The sequence below is a fragment of the Dysgonomonas mossii genome (assembly GCF_004569505.1).
Lineage (GTDB): Bacteria > Bacteroidota > Bacteroidia > Bacteroidales > Dysgonomonadaceae > Dysgonomonas.
In genome coordinates, this window is sequence record NZ_SPPK01000002.1 from 515,350 (window position 1) to 535,633 (window position 20,284).

Genomic DNA, 20,284 nt, shown 5'->3' on the forward strand with positions numbered 1-20,284 from the left:
TTTTGTTATTTTAATTTGAAATAACTATCTGAAATCTTGAGTGTATATAATATTATTATCACTATCGAGCATAAAACCTTTTATGTTGTAATGTTCCGATAGTAGATCAATCTTTTTTAAGAATCCTTCCGCCGATTCGTTAAACAGTGCCGTAGAGATCATATCACCTATCATACAATTGTCGCTGATAATTCCCACCTGCTTGTTTGCCGACGGAAAACCCGTAATAGGATTTAGTATATGTCCATATTCTTTGTCATCTATACTTACAAAAGTTTTGGACTGAGATGATGTGGAATATGCCTGATTTGCAATGTTTAACTTGAATAAAACTTCTTCCGTTTGGGGATGCCTCACCATGACTTGCCATCGTGGGTGCGATTCGTTATTTATTGCCATTATCGTACTGCCTCCGGCATTGATTATCGCATCATTTATACCCAATTCAAGCATTCTTTCAGTCAGACGGTCTACAGCATAGGCTTTTATGAACGAACCAGTAATGATTTCCTGTCCTTTTTTTATCTTGACTTTTTTTCCGTTTATCTCTATGTGCCTATAATCAATCAGCTTTTTTACATCTTTTATTTCTTTGATTGAGGGTATTTGCCGTTGCTCATCTTTATAGAATCCCCACAGCCTAATAAGTGGCATGACTGTAATGTCATAAGTCCCATTAAAGAAATCTGAGATTGTAATAGCCTGATTTAATATATTTACAGTTTCCTCATCAACATCAACAAAGCTGCCGCTGTTCTTATTTATTATGTCGAAATAAGAACCTGCTTGATACGAATTATATTTCTTATCCACATGTTCGAGAATCGCAAATAATTCATCAAATATGCTTTCTTCGTAAAAAGCAGATAGCTTGATTTTTATATGCGAATGGAATAAGAATCGGGTCTGGGCTTTGTATAATAATTCCATTTACAGGTTTACTCTGTTCCTGACGACTCTTCGGGTGTTGCTTTTTCTATAACGGTTTGCTTGACTTCCTCTACCTTTTTTTCTTCCGTCTGATTTTCCTTTTTACTCTCTACAGCTGTTGCTGATTTTTTTGTCTGGGGTGTGGTAGAAGCTTTGGGCTTCACATCTTCTGCTTTTTTCTTTTCAGTTGATATTTTAGCCGGAGCAGTTAAACTCTTTACCTCTTCTTTTACCCGCTGCTCTTCGGTTTTGGGTTCGTCAGCAGGGGGTAAGACGATGGGCTGTTCAACTTCTTTTGTATTCTTTTCTTTTTCCTCTTTGGCTTTTTCTTCAGTATTAGCGGCATTTACTTTATAGCCCCAAATTACTAATAGAACTCCAAATAAAAAAAGGCCGGTTTTTTTCAATATCTGAACAATATTATTCATGCCTTTAACTATTTTATAACTTTATACAAAAATAAATTATTAGTCTGATCTGATAAAAAAGATTAACTATTTATAGCATTTATAATATTAAGCACAGAAAAGAGAAAAAATAGTGTATTTTTGTGACGCTGAAATATTAGTACTGTTATGAAAAAAGCTGCAATCTTAACAATTTTCTGTATCTGTTTTTTATCCGAGATATTTGCTATTTCACATTCTGACGGTGACGTAAATAAACTGACTTTATCATGTTACTCGTTGAAGAATGAAAAGATAGGACATTTAGCTTCCGATATCAGCAACTTTATTTTTCGCAGGAAAAACGGATATCTTTGGCCGGTAACCAAAATTTTATTTTCGAAAGATAAAGGCGTGTTGAAACTGGATATTACAGCTCTCGATAATGAATGGAACAAAATGTATGAGCCGGGAGAAAAGACTTATGGTTATTTCATTATGACGAATCGTATATTTATTATTTCGTCTAAAGAAAACGAACAAGTGGACTTTTCCGAATATTTTGATCCTGTAGAAGATGGTGATCGTACATTCGGCAGTTCAAATTCGAATAAAATAATAAAAAATCCCAAATGGGTTTATATAATAGACGAAAGTTGTACTTTCCCTAAACAATTGCGGGCTGCAAATTTAGAAGCGCTTGGCAGATAAATTAACCTGTTTATAATATTTTGTTCTTTTGTTTCGTTCAAGCAAAAGAATTACCAAACTTATTTTATAGTTCTAATAAACTGAGATAACATGAAATTCAAATTGAGTTTAACCTTTTTCCTTTTTTTATTTTTATATCAAACTGCTAATTCCCAGAATCAGCCACTAAAGGCTTATGGAGCGATACCAACGCAAGATCAGGTCAACTGGCAACAAATGGAATACTATATGTTCACCCATTTTGGCCCTAATACTTTTACCGATGTAGAATGGGGGAATGGAAAAGAAGACCCGAAGGTATTTAATCCTACCCATGTGGACTGTCGTCAATGGGCAGCTACAGCGAAGGCTGCAGGTATGAAAGGTATCATTATCACGGCAAAGCACCACGATGGTTTTTGTTTGTGGCCAAGTAAATATAGTACGCATACAGTAAGAGAAAGCCTTTGGAAAGATGGAAAAGGAGACTTGTTGAAAGAGCTTTCTGAAGCTTGCCGCGAATATGGTTTAAAGTTTGGAGTTTATTTGTCTCCTTGGGATCAAAATCATCCTGCTTATGGAACTCCTGAATATAATCAGGTTTTTGCAAATACATTGAACGAAGTGCTATCAGGATACGGAGAAGTGTTTGAGCAATGGTTTGATGGTGCAAACGGAGAAGGAAAAGACGGCAAAAAACAAGTCTATGATTGGAACTTATTTCACAATACAGTATATAGAAATCAACCTCAAGCTGTAATATTCAGTGATGTAGGCCCCGGCTGTCGCTGGATGGGTAATGAGCAAGGTGTTGCAGGTAAGACTAACTGGTCTACACTTAATATTAAGGGCTATGAACCGGGACACGGAGCACCGTCTGTAGATATTTTAAATACAGGCGTACAAGGTGGTGAAGCATGGGTTCCTGCCGAAACGGATGTTTCTATCCGTCCGGGATGGTTTTATAGTCCGTCTACAGACGATAAGGTAAAGTCGGTAGATAAATTGATGGATATATATTATACTTCAGTCGGACGTAATTCTAACTTGTTGTTGAATGTTCCTCCCGATCGCACAGGGCGTATTAATGCGAATGACTCTATTCGTTTGATGGAGTTTCGTAAAGCAAGAGAGGAATCATTTAGTAAAGATTTGATTGAAGGCGCTGAAATAAAAGCAAGTAATGTGAGAGACAACGCTGCCCAATATTCTGTTGCAAACCTGCTTGACGATAACTATAACACGTATTGGGCTACAGACGATAGTGAATTAAATCCGTCTATTGAAATTGATTTGAAACAAGCGAAGACATTTAACCGTTTGGCATTACAAGAATATATCCCATTGGGGCAAAGAGTGGCATCGTTTAGTGTAAAATATTGGGATAACGGAGTTTGGAAAGACTTGACGGATGCTACAACAATAGGCTACAAACGTATTTTACGCTTCCCTGCGATCTCTACTCAAAAACTGAAAATAAGCTTTACTGCTCTTGCTTGTCCGCTAATCAGCAAAGTAAGTTTGTATAATGCTCCCGAATCATTCTCGGCGACAGAAGCAGTAAATAAAGAAAATAATAAGAGCCTTTCTACATCTAAATGGAAATTACTATCGCCTGTTGCTGATCTGTCAGAAATTACAGATACTGATGATAATACTTTCCTCGAAGTAAAGAAAAAGACTCCATTGGTAATCGACTTGGGTGAAGCTGTGTTAATTAAAGGTTTTACTTATATTCCTTTCAATAAAGTACAATCATCAAATATTCTCAGATATAATTTTTATATCAGTTTAGATGGCAAGAATTGGGCACAAGTTAAGAAGAATGCTATTTTCAACAATATAGCCAATAACCCCGTGAAACAAGATGTTACTTTGTTTGCAACGAAATCAGAAAAAGCCCGCTATATAAAATTAGAACCGATAGAGACTGTCGACTCAGGAGATAACTATTTTGTGGCAGGAATAAAACTGTTTTGATTATCTTTACGTTTTAGAAAAACAAGCCGGATAATGAGAAGTATATTATATATAATATTTTGCGCACTGTTTTTTGTTAGCTGTTCGAGTGAAGAGGAAGTGGATGGTGTACTACAGGTAACAAATGTAGACTTGTCTAGCCTCGCCGTGTATGCGGGTTCGGCTACAGGTGGAAAGCAAGTGCAATTTAATGAATTGAGAAGAACTGAGTTGGCAAATTATTTCTTTGAAGGTTCGTATAAATATGATTTATATGATAATATAAGGATTCAATTTGACAATGATAAATTGACCTATGTTGATTCTTTAGGACAAAAAAAAATAGTATCCAGCTATGCTTACGAAAAAGATTCTCTATTTATAAATAAACTTGATACGATAAACAAGACTTGGCATAAAGTATTTGTGGCCCTTGGTAATGCTGATAACTTATATAGGATTAAAGCTTTGGTGCGTTATCGTAACGAAAGAGGTAATGATACTATACGTTCGTTTAATCAGGCTGTAAGCTTGGAGAAAACGCTCGAAATGAGAGGGCTTTCTTCACTGAGCGAGATGACTGACCCGAAAGATACTCTTGTATGGTGTAATGCAATTTATCAGTTCAAATGATTCCTAAATCTAATTTGACCGTAAGATGATTTTTTCTAAAAAACGATATATACTTTTTGTCTTATCTGCAATTTTGTTGATAGCATGCAGCAACGAAAATAAGACGGATAATATAAGATACATTAGCTCGTCTATTACAGATTTTAATATCTATAAAGGTACTGTATCGGGTCCGGATACAGTTCTAACAAAGAGATTTGATCCCGCAACCGTCTTTACTCGTCTCTATGAACAATACCCTACTGATACATATATATTGTTCGATGATGATTTTGTTTATGTAAATCAAGGAGATATAGTCAAAGAACGCAGCCAGTATCGCTTCCAGAACGATACTTTGTTGTATATTACTACAGGAGGCATAGAGCAATACTATGGAAGTGGTAGTAAAAAAAATCTGAGGATAAGACAGCATTATGTAGGATATAAGAGTACAGATAAGAATATTTCACTATTTGAGGGCATACCGACAGAAAAATTCACTTTAGATGATGCTCTTAAAAGTGCCCACAAAACGAGCCTGCCTGTAGGCGATACGATTATGTGGATTACACGAGTATCACACTTTCAATAGGATATAAGTTATAAAAATATGAAAGGCTTGCATACGCAAGCCTTTTTCGTTGAAAGTGTTTTCAATAAAAATACGTACCTTTGCACAAAATTTAGAGTACAATATACAAATATGGGAAATTTAGTAGCTATAGTTGGACGCCCCAACGTGGGTAAGTCAACCCTGTTTAATCGATTGACAGAAAGTCGCCAGGCTATAGTCGATGAAACTTCGGGTACGACCCGTGACCGCCAATACGGAAAAGTAGAGTGGGGTGGTCAGGATTTTTCGCTTGTGGATACAGGCGGATGGGTTGTGAATTCTGAGGATGTTTTTGAAAATGAAATAAATAAGCAAGTAGCCATTGCTATAGAAGAAGCTGATGTAATTCTGTTTATGGTAGATGTAATGAACGGACTTACAGATTTGGATTCGAGCGTTGCAAACATGCTTCGCCGCTCAAAGAAACCAATCCTTCTTGTCTCCAATAAAGCAGATAACTTTAATTTGCACGCTCAGTCGGCAGAATTCTATGCTCTCGGCTTAGGTGATCCTATTAATATTTCGGCGATCAACGGTTCGGGTACAGGAGATCTTTTGGATGTGATAATAACTAAGTTTACAAAAAAGGGAGAAGAGGAACATCTCGAAGATATACCACGTATTGCCATTGTTGGGCGACCTAATGCAGGGAAGTCATCTTTGGTAAATGCCTTGATGGATGAGGAACGTAATATTGTAACCAATATAGCCGGCACAACACGTGATTCGATCTATACACGGTTCGATAAGTTTAATCTGGACTTTTATCTTGTAGATACTGCGGGTATCCGTAAGAAAGGAAAGGTTACCGAAGATTTGGAATACTACTCGGTGATTCGTTCCATAAAAGCGATTGAAAATTCAGACGTTTGTGTTCTGATGCTTGATGCTACGCAAGGGATAGAGAGTCAGGATATGAATATATTTTCTCTTATTCAGAAAAACCGTAAAGGGCTTGTAGTTTGTGTAAACAAATGGGATTTGGTAGAGAATAAGGAACTGGTTGTCATAAAGACTTTCGAAAATGCAATTCGGGAACGATTGGCACCTTTCACTGATTTCCCGATCATTTTTGCTTCGGCTATGACCAAACAACGTATTCTGAAAGTGTTAGAAACAGCTAAAGAAGTTTATGGTCGTAGAAAAACTAAGATTCCAACACATAAGCTGAATGAGATATTACTCCCTATTATAGAGCGCACTCCGCCTCCTGCGAATAAAGGAAAATATATCAAGATAAAGTATATTACCCAGTTGCCTAATACACATGTTCCTACGTTTGTGTTCTTTTGTAACCTTCCTCAATGGATAAAAGATCCATACAAACGTTTTCTCGAAAATCGTATTCGTGATAATTGGGATTTGTCGGGTACTCCGATCAATATCATTATCAGAGAGAAATAATATTTATGTATGATAGATAAACTAAATACAAAAAACTTGCAACTACAAAGATTTCTCTTTGTAGTTGTACTTTTTTGTATTGGTGCTACTATTTACTACTTTAACTACTTATTCCCTCTCCATGCCGACGATTGGGCCTATTCATTCAGAGAGGTACTGGTCGATTATGGTTTTCCTTCCAGCAATGAAAAGATAGCCAGCTTTAAAGATATACTCGAATCTCAGTATGCCCATTATTTCAATTGGGGTGGACGGTCGGTTGTTCACTTCATAGCCCAATTTCTTCTGTGGATAGGTACACCCCTCAATGATATATTAAATACATTAGCTTATGTAATGCTGATCTGTTCAATGTACTTTATTTGCAATAAGGGTAAGTCAACCAACGCCTTTTTGCTGATACTGATTAGTACATCTGTCTGGTTTCTTGTTCCCCGGTTTACCTCCGATGTGTTTTGGATTACAGGAAGTGCTAACTATCTGTGGGGAACCTTGCTCATTATACTATTTATATATCCCTATGTGTCTTACTTTTTTGATGAGCATACGGATGATAAACTTTATAAAACTGTATTATTTTTTTTCGCAGGAATCATAGCCGGATGGACAAATGAGTCTACCGCCTCAGTTGCTATATTATTGATATTTATTTTTTGTATCTATTATAAGAAAAACTTGAAACTTCCTAAATGGGCAGTCACAGGTTTGATTGGATTATGCTTTGGCTTTGCTCTGATGATTCTCGCACCCGGAAATTATGTTCGTGCGGCACTCGTTGCTAAGCAAAATGTGAGAGAGCAGGGATTATCAATATTTGAAACTCTCTGGTCAAACTTACCGGATATGATGTCTATTCGATATTTGCCCTATATGCTTCCTGTTTCGCTGCTCTTTTTATTTTTTTTATTTCTCTTTTTCAAGAGCCGAAAAAATATGGAGAAAGATCAATATAAAAAGGTTTTGTTTGCAGCAGTACTATTCTTTGTTGCAGGTCAGCTTTCTTTCTTTATAATGATTGTATCACCTGTTTTCCCTGCTTGGGTTATGTTCGGGCAGATTGTTTTTATAGTTATCGCCATTGGTATCCTATATGCGAATATAGAAATAAGACACAAGTTGTTCCAATATGCGAATTTGATAGCGATAATAGCATTGGTTAGTCTATATGGTATAGATTATTATAGAAAATACCCATCAATGAAGTTAATATCGGATGTCTATCAGGCTCGGGAAGCATCCTTGAAGGAGCAGGTGGCTAATGGAATACAAGATATTGTGTTTACGGACAAAGTTGCTGTTCATAGCAAATTTCACTACGAAGACCTGAGCACAAATCCTGATCAATGGCTGAACAATAAATACGCTTTCTACTATAGTGTAAGGTCGGTAAGAGTCGTAAAAGCAGATTGAGAAGAGAAGGTCGAATACCTATCGTTGATATTATTTAATCGTTTATTGTATTAGAGGTTATATAAAAAAGAAAAGGTTGTCATCACGACAACCAATCTTTATTGTTAACCTTAAAATCTAATACTATGAAAAACACATAATATAAACGTAGAATATGTGTAAATAGTTTATTTACACTGTATTAAAAATAGTAAAATAGTTAAATAATTAGTTAATTGGAATGTCGAAGCTTTTTGAAGTCGGCTTTTGTAAAGGATTCTCCACAAATTATATTTCTACAATTTTACCTAATCTGATGTAACAAATATATCCTTTTATGTCGGTGTAGCCCATTTTACGGATCTGATCGGCATAATATTTCACTTGACGGATATATTTTTTGTCTTCCTTTTCGCCGAATTTATAGTCAATTACAATAACCTCCTTGCCCTTTATCATCACACGGTCGGGACGAACAAATTTGCCTTTGGGCTGTAATATCTGTATCTCGTTCAATACCTTGTATTCACCGCTATACCACGGGGCGACCAGAGGATTGGAAAGGTATTCTTCTAGTAGTCCTATTATCTTGCTCTTATCAGTAGCAGTAATCTCTCCTGCAATGTGATATTCTTCTACAGCTTTCTGTACGTCGTCAATTGTTTTTACCTTACTCACAATTTCGTGCATCAGAGTGCCATAGTCTCGTTGTCCGGTATCGGTGAAAAAGTACTTGTTTTTCAATAATAGTTTTACTCTTTCATCATAAGGAATGCTGGATAAGCTATCTACACTGATTTCTTCTACTGATCTGTGTGTAACTTTTTTGATTGGTATATAATTTTCACCTATTTCAAAAGTCGCAGTTTCTTCATCTATGTGTTGAGACAGGTCTGTGTAAGCTTGCTTGCCATTCCCTACAGAACCGCTGTTTATTGTAGCCCATAGCAAAGACGATATATTACTCACTTCTTCCTTCTTCGGCTTGGGAGCATAAGCTATCAGTTCGTTTTTTGCACGAGTGAAAGCCACGTACAATACATTGATATTGTCGATAAATGCATGAAGCCGCTCATCAAAATATTCGTAAGCAAAAATGGTGTTTTTTAGCTTTTGTGAATATTTTACAGGAACGAGATGTAGTCTGTTGAATGGTTCTGTCTGTGGGTGACACCACAATATTGTAGTTAGTTTATGATCTATCTCCCAGTTGCAGAAGGGAATCAGTACAACATTAAAACCCAGCCCTTTCGACTTATGTATTGTCATAATCCGTATCGCATCTTGACCATCAGGGGTAAAAATAGTTTTATTTGTACCCGTCTCGTCCCACCATCTGAGAAATGCATCCAGATCGGAAGAATTACGAACCGTGAAATCGAGCACCATATCTAAAAACGATTGTATATATACCTGCTCATCGTTTTCCATAGCTTCACGAAATAGATTGAAGATCTCTTCCGTCATTTCATACAATGGCAGTTCTCGTATATGGCTCAGCCTGTCCTCTATCTGTTGAGGCAGATCGTCTTTTGCCGAGAAGTATTTGAGCAGCGCCTCTTCGGCATTCATTTGCTTGCTGTATTTGAAATATTCGAAAACAGCCAAGGCCTTCAGTGATTTATCCAAAGGATTGTGCAAATGCTTTAGTAGGGCAATTATAAGTTTGATGCTCTTTGAGTTGCTTACAAACAGCGCTTCATCGGATATAATATCATAACGATATTTTGAACCCGGGTGTAGCTTTTTATATTCCAACAAGCAATTTGCTACATCTGCTCCTTCTTTTTTTGTGCGTACTAGTATGGCAATATCTTTGAGGCTGTAACCTCTTTCCTGCAACTGTTCTATCTCGACAGGTAATTGCTCCAATACATAATTCTGCCATATATGCTCGTCAGTATCAATAAACTCTACTCTTACTCGCCCTTCGTTGTTTTTATGGCTTTCGGGTATCTCCTGATACAGTTCGTCATAAGCTTTTGTTATCCGTGTGAGGAATGGCTTGAGCCTTGCATTATCAAGATCTTGCAATGATTTGTTGAATGTATCTTGCAGCAACGCCGAACCAATAGAAAATACTGCATTGTTGAAAGAAATAACATTGCGGGAGCTGCGCCAGTTGGTATCCAGCGTATCATGTTCTATGCCCTCGCTTCGGAAATCTATATCGAGTTGTTCATCCAGAAGTTTCCAGTCTGAGTTTCTCCAACGATAAATACTTTGCTTTACATCACCTACTATGTAGTTTTTGTTTCCGCTGCCAAGACTATCCTTTACCAGAGGAAGAAAGTTTTGCCACTGCATGCCCGATGTGTCTTGAAACTCGTCGATCATGTAATTGTTGATTCGTTGACCAACCTTTTCGTATATAAACGGGGATTCATTGCCCTCTATGATACGGTTTAGCAGTTCGGTCGTATCCGAAATCAACATGATATTATTCTCGGTACTATATTCCCGAATTTTTTTATCTACGTCTCCCAGTATCCCTAATGTGAAGAAGTAACGGTTTATTTCGTATGCTGTCTGATAGATCAGTGAGTTATCATAGTGGTTTATGATGTCGCATACACAGATGTTGAGTTCAGGGTATACGCTTTCTATTTTATCCCGTGTTGCTGAACCTGTCGTTTTGGTGTACCAGCCACTAAGGTTATCCGCTAACGTGCGGAACGTATCTGTTGGTTCGGCAATCGTTCCGTTAGCCCATTTTAAGAAATTAAGAAACGGAGAGCGGGTTCCTCCTTTAAAATCTTCACCTTTTAGTCCGAAGCGAGACATTATGTTCAATGCCTTTTCTCCGATCTGCTGCGATGCTTTTTCAAAATCCCTGATAATGGTAAACAGCATATCTTTGTAGTCGGTCATCAGCTGCTTATCACTGATGTCTGTTTGCACCTGATTGCTGTATGCTTTGTAGCTTTCTTTAAATATTTCAGACGATAGGGATTGTATATCGTTGCGGATATTCCAGGTTTCTCCGTTTTCTACTTTTTCTTCTGAAAAACGGATTAACCAATCTAACAATAGTTTATTGTCTGTCTGTTCCAGATCGTACAGCATGGAGTCGATAGCTTCGCCCAATACCTTGTTGGTATCCAGTTCTACATTGTACCCACCACCTAAGCCGATTTCACGGGTAAAAGCCCGCATTGTTTGTTGGAAAAACTTGTCGATAGTGCTTACCGAAAAAGACGAATAGTCGTGTAGGATGCGCACCAGTATATCCCGAGCCTCTTTTCTTACCTGTTCTTCGTTGTATTTATATTCTTTCGAGAGAAAACTTATATGATCCGATTCCTTCCCTGTGGCGATATTTGCCAACTCTTCTATTATACGGCTTTTCATCTCGTCTGTAGCCTTATTGGTAAAGGTTACAGCCAGTATATGCCTGTATGCAAAGGGGGACGAGAAAAGCAAATTAAGATACTTCTCTGTCAGTCGGTGTGTTTTTCCCGAGCCGGCAGAGGCTTTATATACGTATAAGTTTATTTCATCATCAAATGATGCGTGATTTGACATACCCTTCTTTTTGGAGTAGTTCTAATACTTTGTTACGGAGATCTCCCTGTACAATTATCTCGTGGTCTTTTGCCGATCCGCCAACACCACATTTAACCTTTAAGAATTTACCCAATTCTTCCAGATCTTCGCTTGTTCCTACAAATCCTGTGATCAGAGTCACCGCTTTCCCTTTTCGGTTGCGCTTATCTAGCTGGATGCGTAATTGCTGTTTCTCTTTCGGGAGGGTATCTTGCTCCTCTTCCTTGTCTGTATCATATTTGAAGTCCGGATTTGTGGAATACACAACATTCAGACGGTCTTTCCAATCATTCATATCGATGGTATTTGTTCATTACAAAAATACGGATTATTTCAGGTAGATGTATAAAACTACCACTTATTCATGTGTATTTTCTTTTCGTCATACTTATCTTTTACCGAATGGTTTCCCATCGGGTAGCCTATTGGTATTACTACCAGTGGTAGAACTTGTGCTGGCATATTCGTATGTTTTATCACTGTAGTCATTCTGTCCCGATAGGGGTAAGCGGCAGTCCACACGCCGCCGAGCTCCATCGCTTCGGCGGCTAGAAGAATATTTTCTGTTGCAGCCGAACAATCTAGATACCAGTACGAAGAGCGGATGGTATCTCCACAAACAACAATTGCCATTGGCGCTTGAGATAGCATTTTGGCTGTAGGTAGTTCTTCTGCCATTTTATCCAATATAGCCCTGTCATTTATAATCACAAATTCCCACGGACGGGTGTCTTTTCCCGAAGGTGCAGACATACCGGCCTTTATTAGTGCCTGAACATCTTCATCCGAAACAGGTCTGTCTTTGATAAAACTGCGTACACTTTTTCTGTTATAGATTGCAGATAAGGCGGCCTCCTTTTTTGTTATTTGCTTTTCATCTTTTTGAGAACAACTCATAAAAGAGATACTACAAATAGTTATGAGACCGAAAAGTATATACTTTTTATTCATATTTGGCAGATGTTTTATTGTTGAAGTATTGCAAAGATATAAATTAATTTTTATGGATTTTAGCGAAAAGAAAAGGCTGAGTAAAAGTAATTACTCAGCCTCTTTTATTCATAAAACGGCTTTATACGATGCCTTGAGCCATTACGGCTTTAGCAACTTTCATAAATCCGGCTATGTTAGCACCTTTTACATAGTTTACATATCCGTCTTTTTCTGTACCGTATTTCACGCAATTTTCGTGGATATTCTGCATAATCCATTTCAGCTTCTTATCAACTTCCTCAGCAGACCAGCTTATGCGCTCCGAGTTTTGTGTCATTTCCAATCCCGATACAGAAACACCTCCGGCGTTTGCCGCTTTACCCGGTGCATAGAGTAGTTTCGCTTGTTGGAATACTTCTATAGCCTCAGGTGTAGATGGCATATTAGCTCCTTCCGATATTGCGATAACACCATTTGCCACCAGTTTCTTAGCATCCTCTCCGTTTATTTCATTCTGTGTTGCCGATGGTAATGCGATATCGCCTTTTTCTCCCCAAGGGCGTGCATTCGGAACATACTTGCAACCGTATGTTTCTGCATATTCGCTGATACGGCCTCTGTAAAGCTCTTTCAACTCTTTTACATACTCCAGTTTTTCGGTTGTTATTCCTTCCGGATCGTAGATGTACCCGTTAGAGTCTGATAATGTAACAGGTATTGCTCCCAGCTCTATCAGTTTTTCGCAAGTATATTGCGCTACATTTCCTGAACCTGAAACAAGACATTTTTTACCTTTTATGTCAATGTTTTTTGTTTTCAACATTTCGAGCAGGAAATATACATTTCCGTAACCTGTAGCCTCGGGGCGAATGAGCGAACCACCGAATGTAAGCCCTTTACCTGTGAATGTTCCTGTAAATTCACGAGCCAATTTGCGGTACATTCCGAAGAAATAACCTACTTCGCGACCACCTACGCCTATATCTCCTGCCGGAACGTCTGTGTCGGGGCCAATGTTGCGCCAAAGTTCGAGCATAAAAGCCTGACAGAAGCGCATGATTTCTGCGGTAGATTTCCCTTTGGGACTAAAGTCTGAACCTCCCTTTGCTCCTCCCATCGGAAGCGTAGTGAGCGAGTTTTTAAACGTTTGCTCAAAAGCAAGGAACTTCAATATAGACGGATTTACAGAGGCGTGTAAGCGTAAGCCGCCTTTGTATGGGCCTATGGCATTGCAATGTTGTATGCGGTATCCCATGTTGGTATGCGTGTTGCCTTTGTCGTCAACCCACGTTACACGGAAAGAAAAGATACGATCAGGAATGCATAGTCTTTCTATTAAGTTTGCCTTCTCAAATTCAGGGTGTTGATTGTAAATCTCCTCAATGGATTCTAATACTTCCTGAACAGCCTGAAGATACTCAGGTTCGTTCGGAAATCTGCGTTTTAAGTCTTGTAATACTAATTCTACCTTCATTATAAAAAATGGATTTTGATTTATGGATGCCACAAATATATGAAAAAAATGTCTATTTGTTAAAAAATATAACATAAACGTGACAGTTTTTCAAAATAGAAGGATTGAGATAAATAAATTTACCTCATATAATACCGTCTCGAATGTTTTTAATATTGTTTTTTTCTTATTTTTGTGATGAATAATAAATAAGAATATAAAACAATGACATACTTGATCACAGGCGGAGCTGGATTTATAGGCTCGAATTTTGTGAAACGCATGTTGGCGACACATCCCGAAGCAAAACTCGTTATATTTGATGCACTTACATACGCCGGAAATCTTGGAACTCTGGCTGAGGAGCTGAAAGATTCCCGCGTAACATTCGTAAAGGGAGATATCTGTGATAAAAATATTACAGAGAAAGTTTTTTCGGATCATCAGATAGACTTTGTTGTCAACTTTGCGGCAGAGAGTCATGTGGATAGAAGTATCGAGAATCCTCAATTATTTTTACAGGTGAATATTCTTGGTACTCAGAATTTGTTGGATACAGCAAGAAAGTTTTGGACTATAGGCAAAGATGAAAATAATTATCCGATTTGGCGCGAAGGGGTGAAATTTTTGCAGGTATCTACAGATGAAGTATACGGATCGTTAGGCGAAGAAGGTTACTTTACAGAAGAAACGCCTTTAGATCCGCGTTCTCCTTATAGTGCAGCAAAAACAGGTGGCGACCTGATTGTAAAAGCTTATGGCGAAACTTATAAGATGCCGATTAATATAACCCGCTGTTCGAATAATTACGGGCCATTCCATTTTCCTGAAAAGCTTATTCCTCTGATTATACGCAATATTCTGGCAGGACAGCAACTTCCGGTATATGGTGATGGTAGCAATGTGCGAGATTGGTTATACGTGGACGACCATTGTAAGGCTATCGATATTGTTCTGCACAAAGGACGTGTAGGCGAAGTGTACAATATAGGAGGGCATAACGAACGAAAAAATATCGAGATCGTTAAACTGGTAATAAAAACAATACACGATATTATGGAGAAGGAGCCTAAGTATTGTGACGTATTGAAGAAAAAAGACGTGGCTGCTGATGGAAGTATCGATATAAGTTGGATCAACGACAATCTCATCTCTTTTGTGAAAGACCGTCAGGGACATGACCAACGTTATGCTATTGATCCGGCTAAAATATCGAACGAACTGGGATGGTTGCCTGAGACGACCTTCGATAATGGTATTGTGAAAACAATATATTGGTATCTCGACAATCAAACTTGGGTTGAAGAAGTTACTTCGGGCGACTATATGAAGTATTACGAACAAATGTACGGAAACAGATAAATATATTTCTGATTAATTATTTATGGAGCGCCTAAAATCTATATTGGCAGATAAAGTGCTTGACCTATCCTCAGGAAACGGGGAAGAAGTGAAGGCAAAAATAGAAAAGATACAACACTTTCGTGATTTCGCGAATGCTTTGAAGTCTTTTATGATCAAATATCCGGCTATAGAAGACGAGTTGATATCTATGGTTGAGAGCGGAGACTTTGACACAAAAGTGGCTTCATCACGTGTAGATACAATTATCCGTCTTGCTGATACCGAAAGGGCGCAAGCCGGTAAGTTTACACCTCAGATTGTTGAGCCGACTAGTGCAGAAAATCAATTACCGTTGGATGAAAACGAAGAGTCGGCGGTAGAAGATAGCTATATCAATCCTGATGATATTCCGATGGAGATATACGAGGGTGAAGAAGAAACGTTGGTTCAGACTGAAGATGTAGACTTTGAGGAGATCGAGTCTATTTCGGAAGAAGTTGAAAAAGGTTACGTTCCTTTTGAAGATGTGAAAAGCGAAGAGCATGTTGATATAGACGGAAGTCGTGAAAGCGAAGAGGACGACATCCTCGATATAAGCGAAGAGGAAAAGGCCGCAAAAAGAAAGCAGACAATCTGCAGAGTTTTGCAAATAGTCGGTATTATTCTTGCTGTAATAGCTTTAATATTTATCATCAAATTCATCATGACCCATTGGCAGACAGTTCTCATTGTTCTTGGAATTGTTGTCGCACTGGGTATATTAATTTTCTGGCTGAAGCGAAAGCGTTGATACCGGATTTATGTAGAATCAATAATTCCTGAAATGGACTATTATAGGCAAACCCAATTAAAAGATTACAATTCATTAAAAACAGAAGCTCAAGCAAAGATTTTTTGCAAGCCCACTACAATCGAAGAGCTTCGCAAGTGTTTATCTGATTACCCGGACGAAAAAAAGCTAATAATAGGTGGCGGTTGCAACCTGTTTTTTACCAAAGACTTTGATGGACTGGTGATTTATCCTCATATCAAAGGGCTTCGTGAAATATCAGACGATGATGACGAAGACGATGATGTGTTTCTGGAAGTCAATGCTTCCGAAAACTGGGATGAACTCGTCGCTTATTGTGTTGAACGTGGTTTCGTAGGGCTCGAAAATCTTTCGCTGATTCCCGGTACAGTAGGTGCAGCACCTATACAAAACATAGGCGCTTATGGGGCTGAAGTAAAAGATGTGATACGAGAAGTTGTTGCAATAGATATGGAGACAGGGAAGATTGTTTCGTTTTCGAACGCGGAATGTGAGTTCGGATATCGTGACAGTATCTTCAAAAGGACAAATAAATATTTGATAGTATCCGTTGTTATCCACCTGAAACGTTCTTTCGTGTACACCCCCAAATATGCAGACCTGAATAAAGAACTGGAGGAAATAGAAGAACCTACAGTTGAGGATGTACGCAATGCTGTTATACGTGTTCGTCAAAGAAAATTGCCGGATGAAAGGGTACTGCCAAATGCCGGAAGTTTCTTTAAGAATCCGTATATAACAAAAGAAGCTGCAGATAAGATTCTATTGGAATATCCGACTCTGCCTGTTTTTCCATATAAAGATGGGTTGGTAAAAACATCTGCCGCATTTCTTATTGACAAAGCAGGATATAAAGGAAAAAGAATAGGCGACGTGGGAACATATCCTAATCAGCCGCTTATTATAGTCAATTATGGCACAACCGATGGAAACGACATCGTCAGTTTTATGAAAGAAGTGCAGGGGGCAGTGAACGATAAATTTGGTATCGAGCTTGAACCCGAAGTTAGAATTTATTAAAAAATTATATTAGCTAAAAACATGGCATCATTTATAATAGAGGGAGGTTGTCGCTTGAGTGGAGAAATTATTCCACAAGGAGCAAAGAATGAAGCGTTACAGGTTATTTGTGCGACATTACTTACCGCAGAGGAAGTTATTATAGAAAATATTCCGGATATTCTGGATGTAAACAACCTGATACGTCTATTGAGCGACATGGGTGTCGAAACCAAAAGGGTGGCAGAAGATACCTGGTCATTCAAGGCCGAAAATGTAAATATAGACTATTTGCAAACACCGGAGTTCTTGAAGAGAAGTGCCTCTTTGCGTGGCTCGGTGATGATCATAGGGCCTCTTGTAGCTCGTTTTGGCAGGGCTATTCTGCCTAAGCCTGGAGGAGATAAAATTGGTCGTCGTCGTCTCGATACTCACTTTGTGGGGATACAAAAACTAGGAGCTGAATTTAATTACAACGACGCAGAGCAGATATATAATATATCAGCCGAAAAGCTGAAAGGTACATATATGCTTCTCGATGAGGCATCTGTTACCGGTACAGCCAATATTGTTATGGCAGCGGTATTAGCCGAAGGCGAAACTACAATCTATAATGCAGCCTGCGAACCATATATACAACAACTTTGCCGTTTGCTTACCAAGATGGGAGCCAAGATAGATGGGCAGGGATCTAACCTATTGCGTATCGAAGGTGTAACTTCTTTGGGTGCTGCAAAGCATCGTATATTGCCCGATATGATCGAGATCGGTAGTTTTATAGGTATGGCAGCTATCACAGGATCGGAAGTTACAATAAAAGATGTAGCCTACGATGATTTGGGTATCATCCCCGATACATTCAGCCGTTTGGGTATCCAATTGGAGCGCAGAGGAGATGATATATATATTCCTGCACAGAAAGAATATACTATAGATACATTTATCGACGGGTCGATTCTTACTATTGCCGATGCTCCATGGCCGGGGTTGACTCCCGACCTAATCAGTGTGCTACTTGTGGTGGCTACTCAGGCTAAGGGGAGTGTGTTGATACATCAGAAAATGTTTGAGAGCCGTTTGTTCTTTGTGGATAAACTTATCGATATGGGAGCACAGATCATACTATGCGATCCGCACCGTGCAACGGTAATTGGTACAGGAAAACGTCCTATGCGTGCCACAACGATGACTTCACCGGACATCCGTGCCGGTATAGCTTTGCTTATTGCCGCTATGTGTGCCGATGGAAAAAGTACGATACACAATATAGAGCAGATAGACCGTGGATATCAGAATATCGACGTGCGTCTTAATCAGCTGGGTGCTAATATTATGAGATTGGACTAGAATTGATATTAACTTTAAATAATTGATACCTAACTAAACAAGTACACATTCTTTTGTTTCTGAAGGATGGGAAGTGTCTTAATTTTTTTTACACTATGACAGAAAATGAAAAGTATCTCTATGATCATTTCCTTATTAGTATAAAATCAGGATTTGAATCTTTAGAAGATATTATTACAGAGGCTATTGAAGCTGTAGAAGATGAAGGCTGGGAAAGCGAAATCTCTGAAGAGTGGATTCGGGATATTTTTGGCAAGGAGTATGCGAAAAATGAATCTGAAAGTAAAACATGGCAACGCCCTACTGACACGGATAAGCTGCATACCGTTTTCGATAATCTTTGTAAAGAGAAAATTGTAGCGTTGCACAATGCCGGATATACACAATCTGAAGCTATATATGATGTGCAGGATGTATGGCAAGACCTGGAAGATAATGGGGTAAAACCTATTGGATATTGTTATTATCACGGGCAGGATTTGGAACGTGTAATACAAACCGGAGTGCTAAGTGTCGGCTTCTATGGTGAAAAAGAGAAGAATGACAAGGAAGCTATATTGATAGGTAACAAAATTGTCGCCCAACTCAAGAATCAGGGCTTTACTGTGGAATGGGATGGCTCTGCATCGAAGCGTATCGAAGTTGTCGACTTTAAATGGCAAAATAGATTCACTTCCGATGATGAAGTTGCCGAAAAATGGGGATATGATAGAGTCCTCGATTTGATGGAAGAATAAAGAGAAGCGACTGTAATGAAAAGGGGGGGCATCCTTCCCATTACAGCCGCTTAATTCTATACTTTTACTTTGCTCTCTCGTATTGAAGAGGCCATTTTAGATCATCTCCCAACGATTTTGCTGCATGAAGCGCAAAATAAGGGTCTCTTAATAATTCTCTGCCGATAAAAATAAGATCGGCCTCCTCCTTTTGTAAAATCTCCTCTGCCTGATTGGATTCAGTAATAAGCCCTACAGCTCCTGTAAGTATTCCTGTCCGACTTTTTATTTCTTTGGCAAAAGGTACTTGATAATTTTTTCCTACAGGTATTTTTACGTGCGGTAGATTACCTCCGGATGATACATCGATAACATCTACTCCTTTATCTTTCAATAACAATGCTAATTGTGTAGACTCTTCCGGATTCCAACCATTGTCTACCCAGTCGGTAGCTGATATCCTTACCCATAATGATTGGTCTTCATTCAATAATGACCGTACAGCATCCACTATTTTAATCAATAACTGGATTCTATTCTCAAATGTACCACCATATTGATCTTTTCTTTTGTTGGTAAGAGGAGATAAGAATTGATGGATAAGGTATCCATGAGCCGCATGTATCTCTATTATCTTATATCCCGCTATTATCGAACGTTGCGCAGCGAGAACGAAATCATATATTATTTTTTCGATCTCGACCTCTGTTAATTCTGCCGGAGTATTATCAGTCTCATAAAAAGGGATAGGGGAGGGAGCTACTGTCTGCCAACTATTTTCGCCTTCTTTTATTTGCTCTCCACGTTTCCATCCCAACTCGCAGCTTGCTTTACGCCCGGCATGAGCTAATTGTATTCCCGGTATAGAGCCGTTTTCTTCGATTGCTGTTACTATTTCCTTGAGTTTTGATATATGCTCGTCTTTCCATATACCCAAATCTCCATACGAAATTCGACCTTCGGGACAAATGGCAGTTGCTTCCTGTATAACAACTGCTACACCGCCTACGGCTCTACTGGCATAATGGACAAAGTGCCAATCGGTAGCGAAACCGTCATGCGCCGAATATTGACACATGGGAGACATGATAATCCTATTTTTGAGAGTAAGATTACGTATCGATAAATTACTAAATAGCTTAGACATAT

The 20,284-nt window shown here is 38.5% G+C and carries 18 protein-coding genes; 11 read left to right on the plus strand and 7 right to left on the minus strand.

Translation table 11 applies throughout. The features are described from left to right. Positions 1–24 precede the first annotated feature (24 nt). Both E4T88_RS07550 and E4T88_RS07555 read right to left on the minus strand, forming a co-directional pair. A complete protein-coding gene (locus E4T88_RS07550) occupies positions 25–930 on the minus strand; it encodes an FAD:protein FMN transferase (protein ID WP_135104850.1) in 906 nt (301 codons plus the stop codon). A gap of 8 nt (positions 931–938) precedes the next feature. After that, positions 939–1,358: a hypothetical protein gene (locus E4T88_RS07555; RefSeq protein ID WP_135104851.1), complete on the minus strand. Its 420-nt coding sequence runs from the start codon at positions 1,356–1,358 to the stop codon at positions 939–941. Positions 1,359–1,505: 147 nt separating this feature from the next. On the opposite strand from E4T88_RS07555, the gene E4T88_RS07560 reads away from it, so the two are divergent. From E4T88_RS07560 to E4T88_RS18275, 6 genes are all read left to right on the plus strand, one after another. Further along, complete coding sequence (locus E4T88_RS07560) at positions 1,506–2,027, plus strand: hypothetical protein (protein ID WP_135104852.1); 522 nt, start codon at positions 1,506–1,508, stop codon at positions 2,025–2,027. A gap of 90 nt (positions 2,028–2,117) precedes the next feature. Further along, positions 2,118–3,986, plus strand: a complete 1,869-nt coding sequence (locus E4T88_RS07565; protein WP_135104853.1) for an alpha-L-fucosidase — start codon at positions 2,118–2,120, stop codon at positions 3,984–3,986. 33 nt (positions 3,987–4,019) lie between these two features. Further along, complete coding sequence (locus tag E4T88_RS07570) at positions 4,020–4,598, plus strand: hypothetical protein (protein ID WP_135104854.1); 579 nt, start codon at positions 4,020–4,022, stop codon at positions 4,596–4,598. A gap of 25 nt (positions 4,599–4,623) precedes the next feature. Further along, the gene (locus tag E4T88_RS07575) at positions 4,624–5,172 is read left to right on the plus strand and encodes a hypothetical protein (RefSeq protein WP_135104855.1); all 549 of its coding nucleotides are present in this window, start codon (positions 4,624–4,626) and stop codon (positions 5,170–5,172) included. A gap of 111 nt (positions 5,173–5,283) precedes the next feature. Beyond that, positions 5,284–6,597 carry a ribosome biogenesis GTPase Der gene (gene der, locus E4T88_RS07580; protein WP_135104856.1) on the plus strand — a complete coding sequence of 438 codons (1,314 nt, stop codon included), beginning with the start codon at positions 5,284–5,286 and terminating at the stop codon, positions 6,595–6,597. 9 nt (positions 6,598–6,606) lie between these two features. Further along, positions 6,607–8,007 carry a DUF3329 domain-containing protein gene (locus tag E4T88_RS18275; protein ID WP_135104857.1) on the plus strand — a complete coding sequence of 467 codons (1,401 nt, stop codon included), beginning with the start codon at positions 6,607–6,609 and terminating at the stop codon, positions 8,005–8,007. A gap of 267 nt (positions 8,008–8,274) precedes the next feature. Here E4T88_RS18275 and E4T88_RS07590 read toward each other — a convergent pair whose 3' ends face one another. From E4T88_RS07590 to E4T88_RS07605, 4 genes are all read right to left on the minus strand, one after another. After that, positions 8,275–11,511, minus strand: a complete 3,237-nt coding sequence (locus E4T88_RS07590; protein WP_135104858.1) for a UvrD-helicase domain-containing protein — start codon at positions 11,509–11,511, stop codon at positions 8,275–8,277. Continuing rightward, positions 11,489–11,833, minus strand: coding sequence for a translation initiation factor (locus E4T88_RS07595; RefSeq protein WP_185146739.1), 345 nt, complete (start codon positions 11,831–11,833; stop codon positions 11,489–11,491). Before E4T88_RS07595 ends, E4T88_RS07590 begins: the two co-directional genes overlap by 23 nt. A 50-nt stretch (positions 11,834–11,883) precedes the next feature. Then, positions 11,884–12,483, minus strand: coding sequence for a nitroreductase family protein (locus tag E4T88_RS07600; protein WP_135104860.1), 600 nt, complete (start codon positions 12,481–12,483; stop codon positions 11,884–11,886). A 121-nt stretch (positions 12,484–12,604) separates the two neighbouring features. Continuing rightward, on the minus strand, positions 12,605–13,939 hold the full coding sequence (locus tag E4T88_RS07605; protein ID WP_135104861.1) for an NADP-specific glutamate dehydrogenase: 1,335 nt from the start codon (positions 13,937–13,939) through the stop codon (positions 12,605–12,607). A 204-nt stretch (positions 13,940–14,143) separates the two neighbouring features. Here E4T88_RS07605 and rfbB point away from each other — a divergent pair, with 204 nt between their 5' ends. The 5 genes from rfbB to E4T88_RS07630 all read left to right on the plus strand — a co-directional run bounded on the left by rfbB (position 14,144) and on the right by E4T88_RS07630 (position 19,156). After that, positions 14,144–15,280: a dTDP-glucose 4,6-dehydratase gene (gene rfbB / locus E4T88_RS07610; protein ID WP_135104862.1), complete on the plus strand. Its 1,137-nt coding sequence runs from the start codon at positions 14,144–14,146 to the stop codon at positions 15,278–15,280. Between the two features lie 22 nt (positions 15,281–15,302). Next, on the plus strand, positions 15,303–16,052 hold the full coding sequence (locus tag E4T88_RS07615; protein WP_135104863.1) for a DUF3784 domain-containing protein: 750 nt from the start codon (positions 15,303–15,305) through the stop codon (positions 16,050–16,052). 33 nt (positions 16,053–16,085) lie between these two features. Then, the gene (gene murB, locus E4T88_RS07620; RefSeq protein ID WP_135104864.1) at positions 16,086–17,093 is read left to right on the plus strand and encodes a UDP-N-acetylmuramate dehydrogenase; all 1,008 of its coding nucleotides are present in this window, start codon (positions 16,086–16,088) and stop codon (positions 17,091–17,093) included. Between the two features lie 21 nt (positions 17,094–17,114). Beyond that, complete coding sequence (gene murA, locus E4T88_RS07625) at positions 17,115–18,419, plus strand: UDP-N-acetylglucosamine 1-carboxyvinyltransferase (RefSeq protein WP_135104865.1); 1,305 nt, start codon at positions 17,115–17,117, stop codon at positions 18,417–18,419. A gap of 95 nt (positions 18,420–18,514) precedes the next feature. Then, on the plus strand, positions 18,515–19,156 hold the full coding sequence (locus tag E4T88_RS07630) for a DUF6891 domain-containing protein (protein WP_135104866.1): 642 nt from the start codon (positions 18,515–18,517) through the stop codon (positions 19,154–19,156). 64 nt (positions 19,157–19,220) lie between these two features. Here the strand turns inward: E4T88_RS07630 and E4T88_RS07635 are convergent, their stop codons facing one another. Further along, the gene (locus E4T88_RS07635) at positions 19,221–20,282 is read right to left on the minus strand and encodes an NADH:flavin oxidoreductase/NADH oxidase (protein WP_135104867.1); all 1,062 of its coding nucleotides are present in this window, start codon (positions 20,280–20,282) and stop codon (positions 19,221–19,223) included. Positions 20,283–20,284: the final 2 nt, after the last annotated feature.

What these genes read in the sequence shown, in the direction of transcription:
- E4T88_RS07575 (WP_135104855.1), top strand. Translation starts at nt 4,624, where the DNA reads ATGATTTTTTCTAAAAAACGATATATACTTTTTGTCTTATCTGCAATT.
- E4T88_RS07555 (WP_135104851.1), bottom strand. Translation starts at nt 1,358, where the DNA reads ATGAATAATATTGTTCAGATATTGAAAAAAACCGGCCTTTTTTTATTT.
- murB (WP_135104864.1), top strand. Translation starts at nt 16,086, where the DNA reads ATGGACTATTATAGGCAAACCCAATTAAAAGATTACAATTCATTAAAA.
- E4T88_RS07550 (WP_135104850.1), bottom strand. Translation starts at nt 930, where the DNA reads ATGGAATTATTATACAAAGCCCAGACCCGATTCTTATTCCATTCGCAT.
- E4T88_RS07605 (WP_135104861.1), bottom strand. Translation starts at nt 13,939, where the DNA reads ATGAAGGTAGAATTAGTATTACAAGACTTAAAACGCAGATTTCCGAAC.
- murA (WP_135104865.1), top strand. Translation starts at nt 17,115, where the DNA reads ATGGCATCATTTATAATAGAGGGAGGTTGTCGCTTGAGTGGAGAAATT.
- rfbB (WP_135104862.1), top strand. Translation starts at nt 14,144, where the DNA reads ATGACATACTTGATCACAGGCGGAGCTGGATTTATAGGCTCGAATTTT.
- E4T88_RS07565 (WP_135104853.1), top strand. Translation starts at nt 2,118, where the DNA reads ATGAAATTCAAATTGAGTTTAACCTTTTTCCTTTTTTTATTTTTATAT.
- E4T88_RS07630 (WP_135104866.1), top strand. Translation starts at nt 18,515, where the DNA reads ATGACAGAAAATGAAAAGTATCTCTATGATCATTTCCTTATTAGTATA.
- E4T88_RS07590 (WP_135104858.1), bottom strand. Translation starts at nt 11,511, where the DNA reads ATGTCAAATCACGCATCATTTGATGATGAAATAAACTTATACGTATAT.
- E4T88_RS07560 (WP_135104852.1), top strand. Translation starts at nt 1,506, where the DNA reads ATGAAAAAAGCTGCAATCTTAACAATTTTCTGTATCTGTTTTTTATCC.
- E4T88_RS07615 (WP_135104863.1), top strand. Translation starts at nt 15,303, where the DNA reads ATGGAGCGCCTAAAATCTATATTGGCAGATAAAGTGCTTGACCTATCC.
- E4T88_RS18275 (WP_135104857.1), top strand. Translation starts at nt 6,607, where the DNA reads ATGATAGATAAACTAAATACAAAAAACTTGCAACTACAAAGATTTCTC.
- E4T88_RS07600 (WP_135104860.1), bottom strand. Translation starts at nt 12,483, where the DNA reads ATGAATAAAAAGTATATACTTTTCGGTCTCATAACTATTTGTAGTATC.
- E4T88_RS07635 (WP_135104867.1), bottom strand. Translation starts at nt 20,282, where the DNA reads ATGTCTAAGCTATTTAGTAATTTATCGATACGTAATCTTACTCTCAAA.
- E4T88_RS07570 (WP_135104854.1), top strand. Translation starts at nt 4,020, where the DNA reads ATGAGAAGTATATTATATATAATATTTTGCGCACTGTTTTTTGTTAGC.
- der (WP_135104856.1), top strand. Translation starts at nt 5,284, where the DNA reads ATGGGAAATTTAGTAGCTATAGTTGGACGCCCCAACGTGGGTAAGTCA.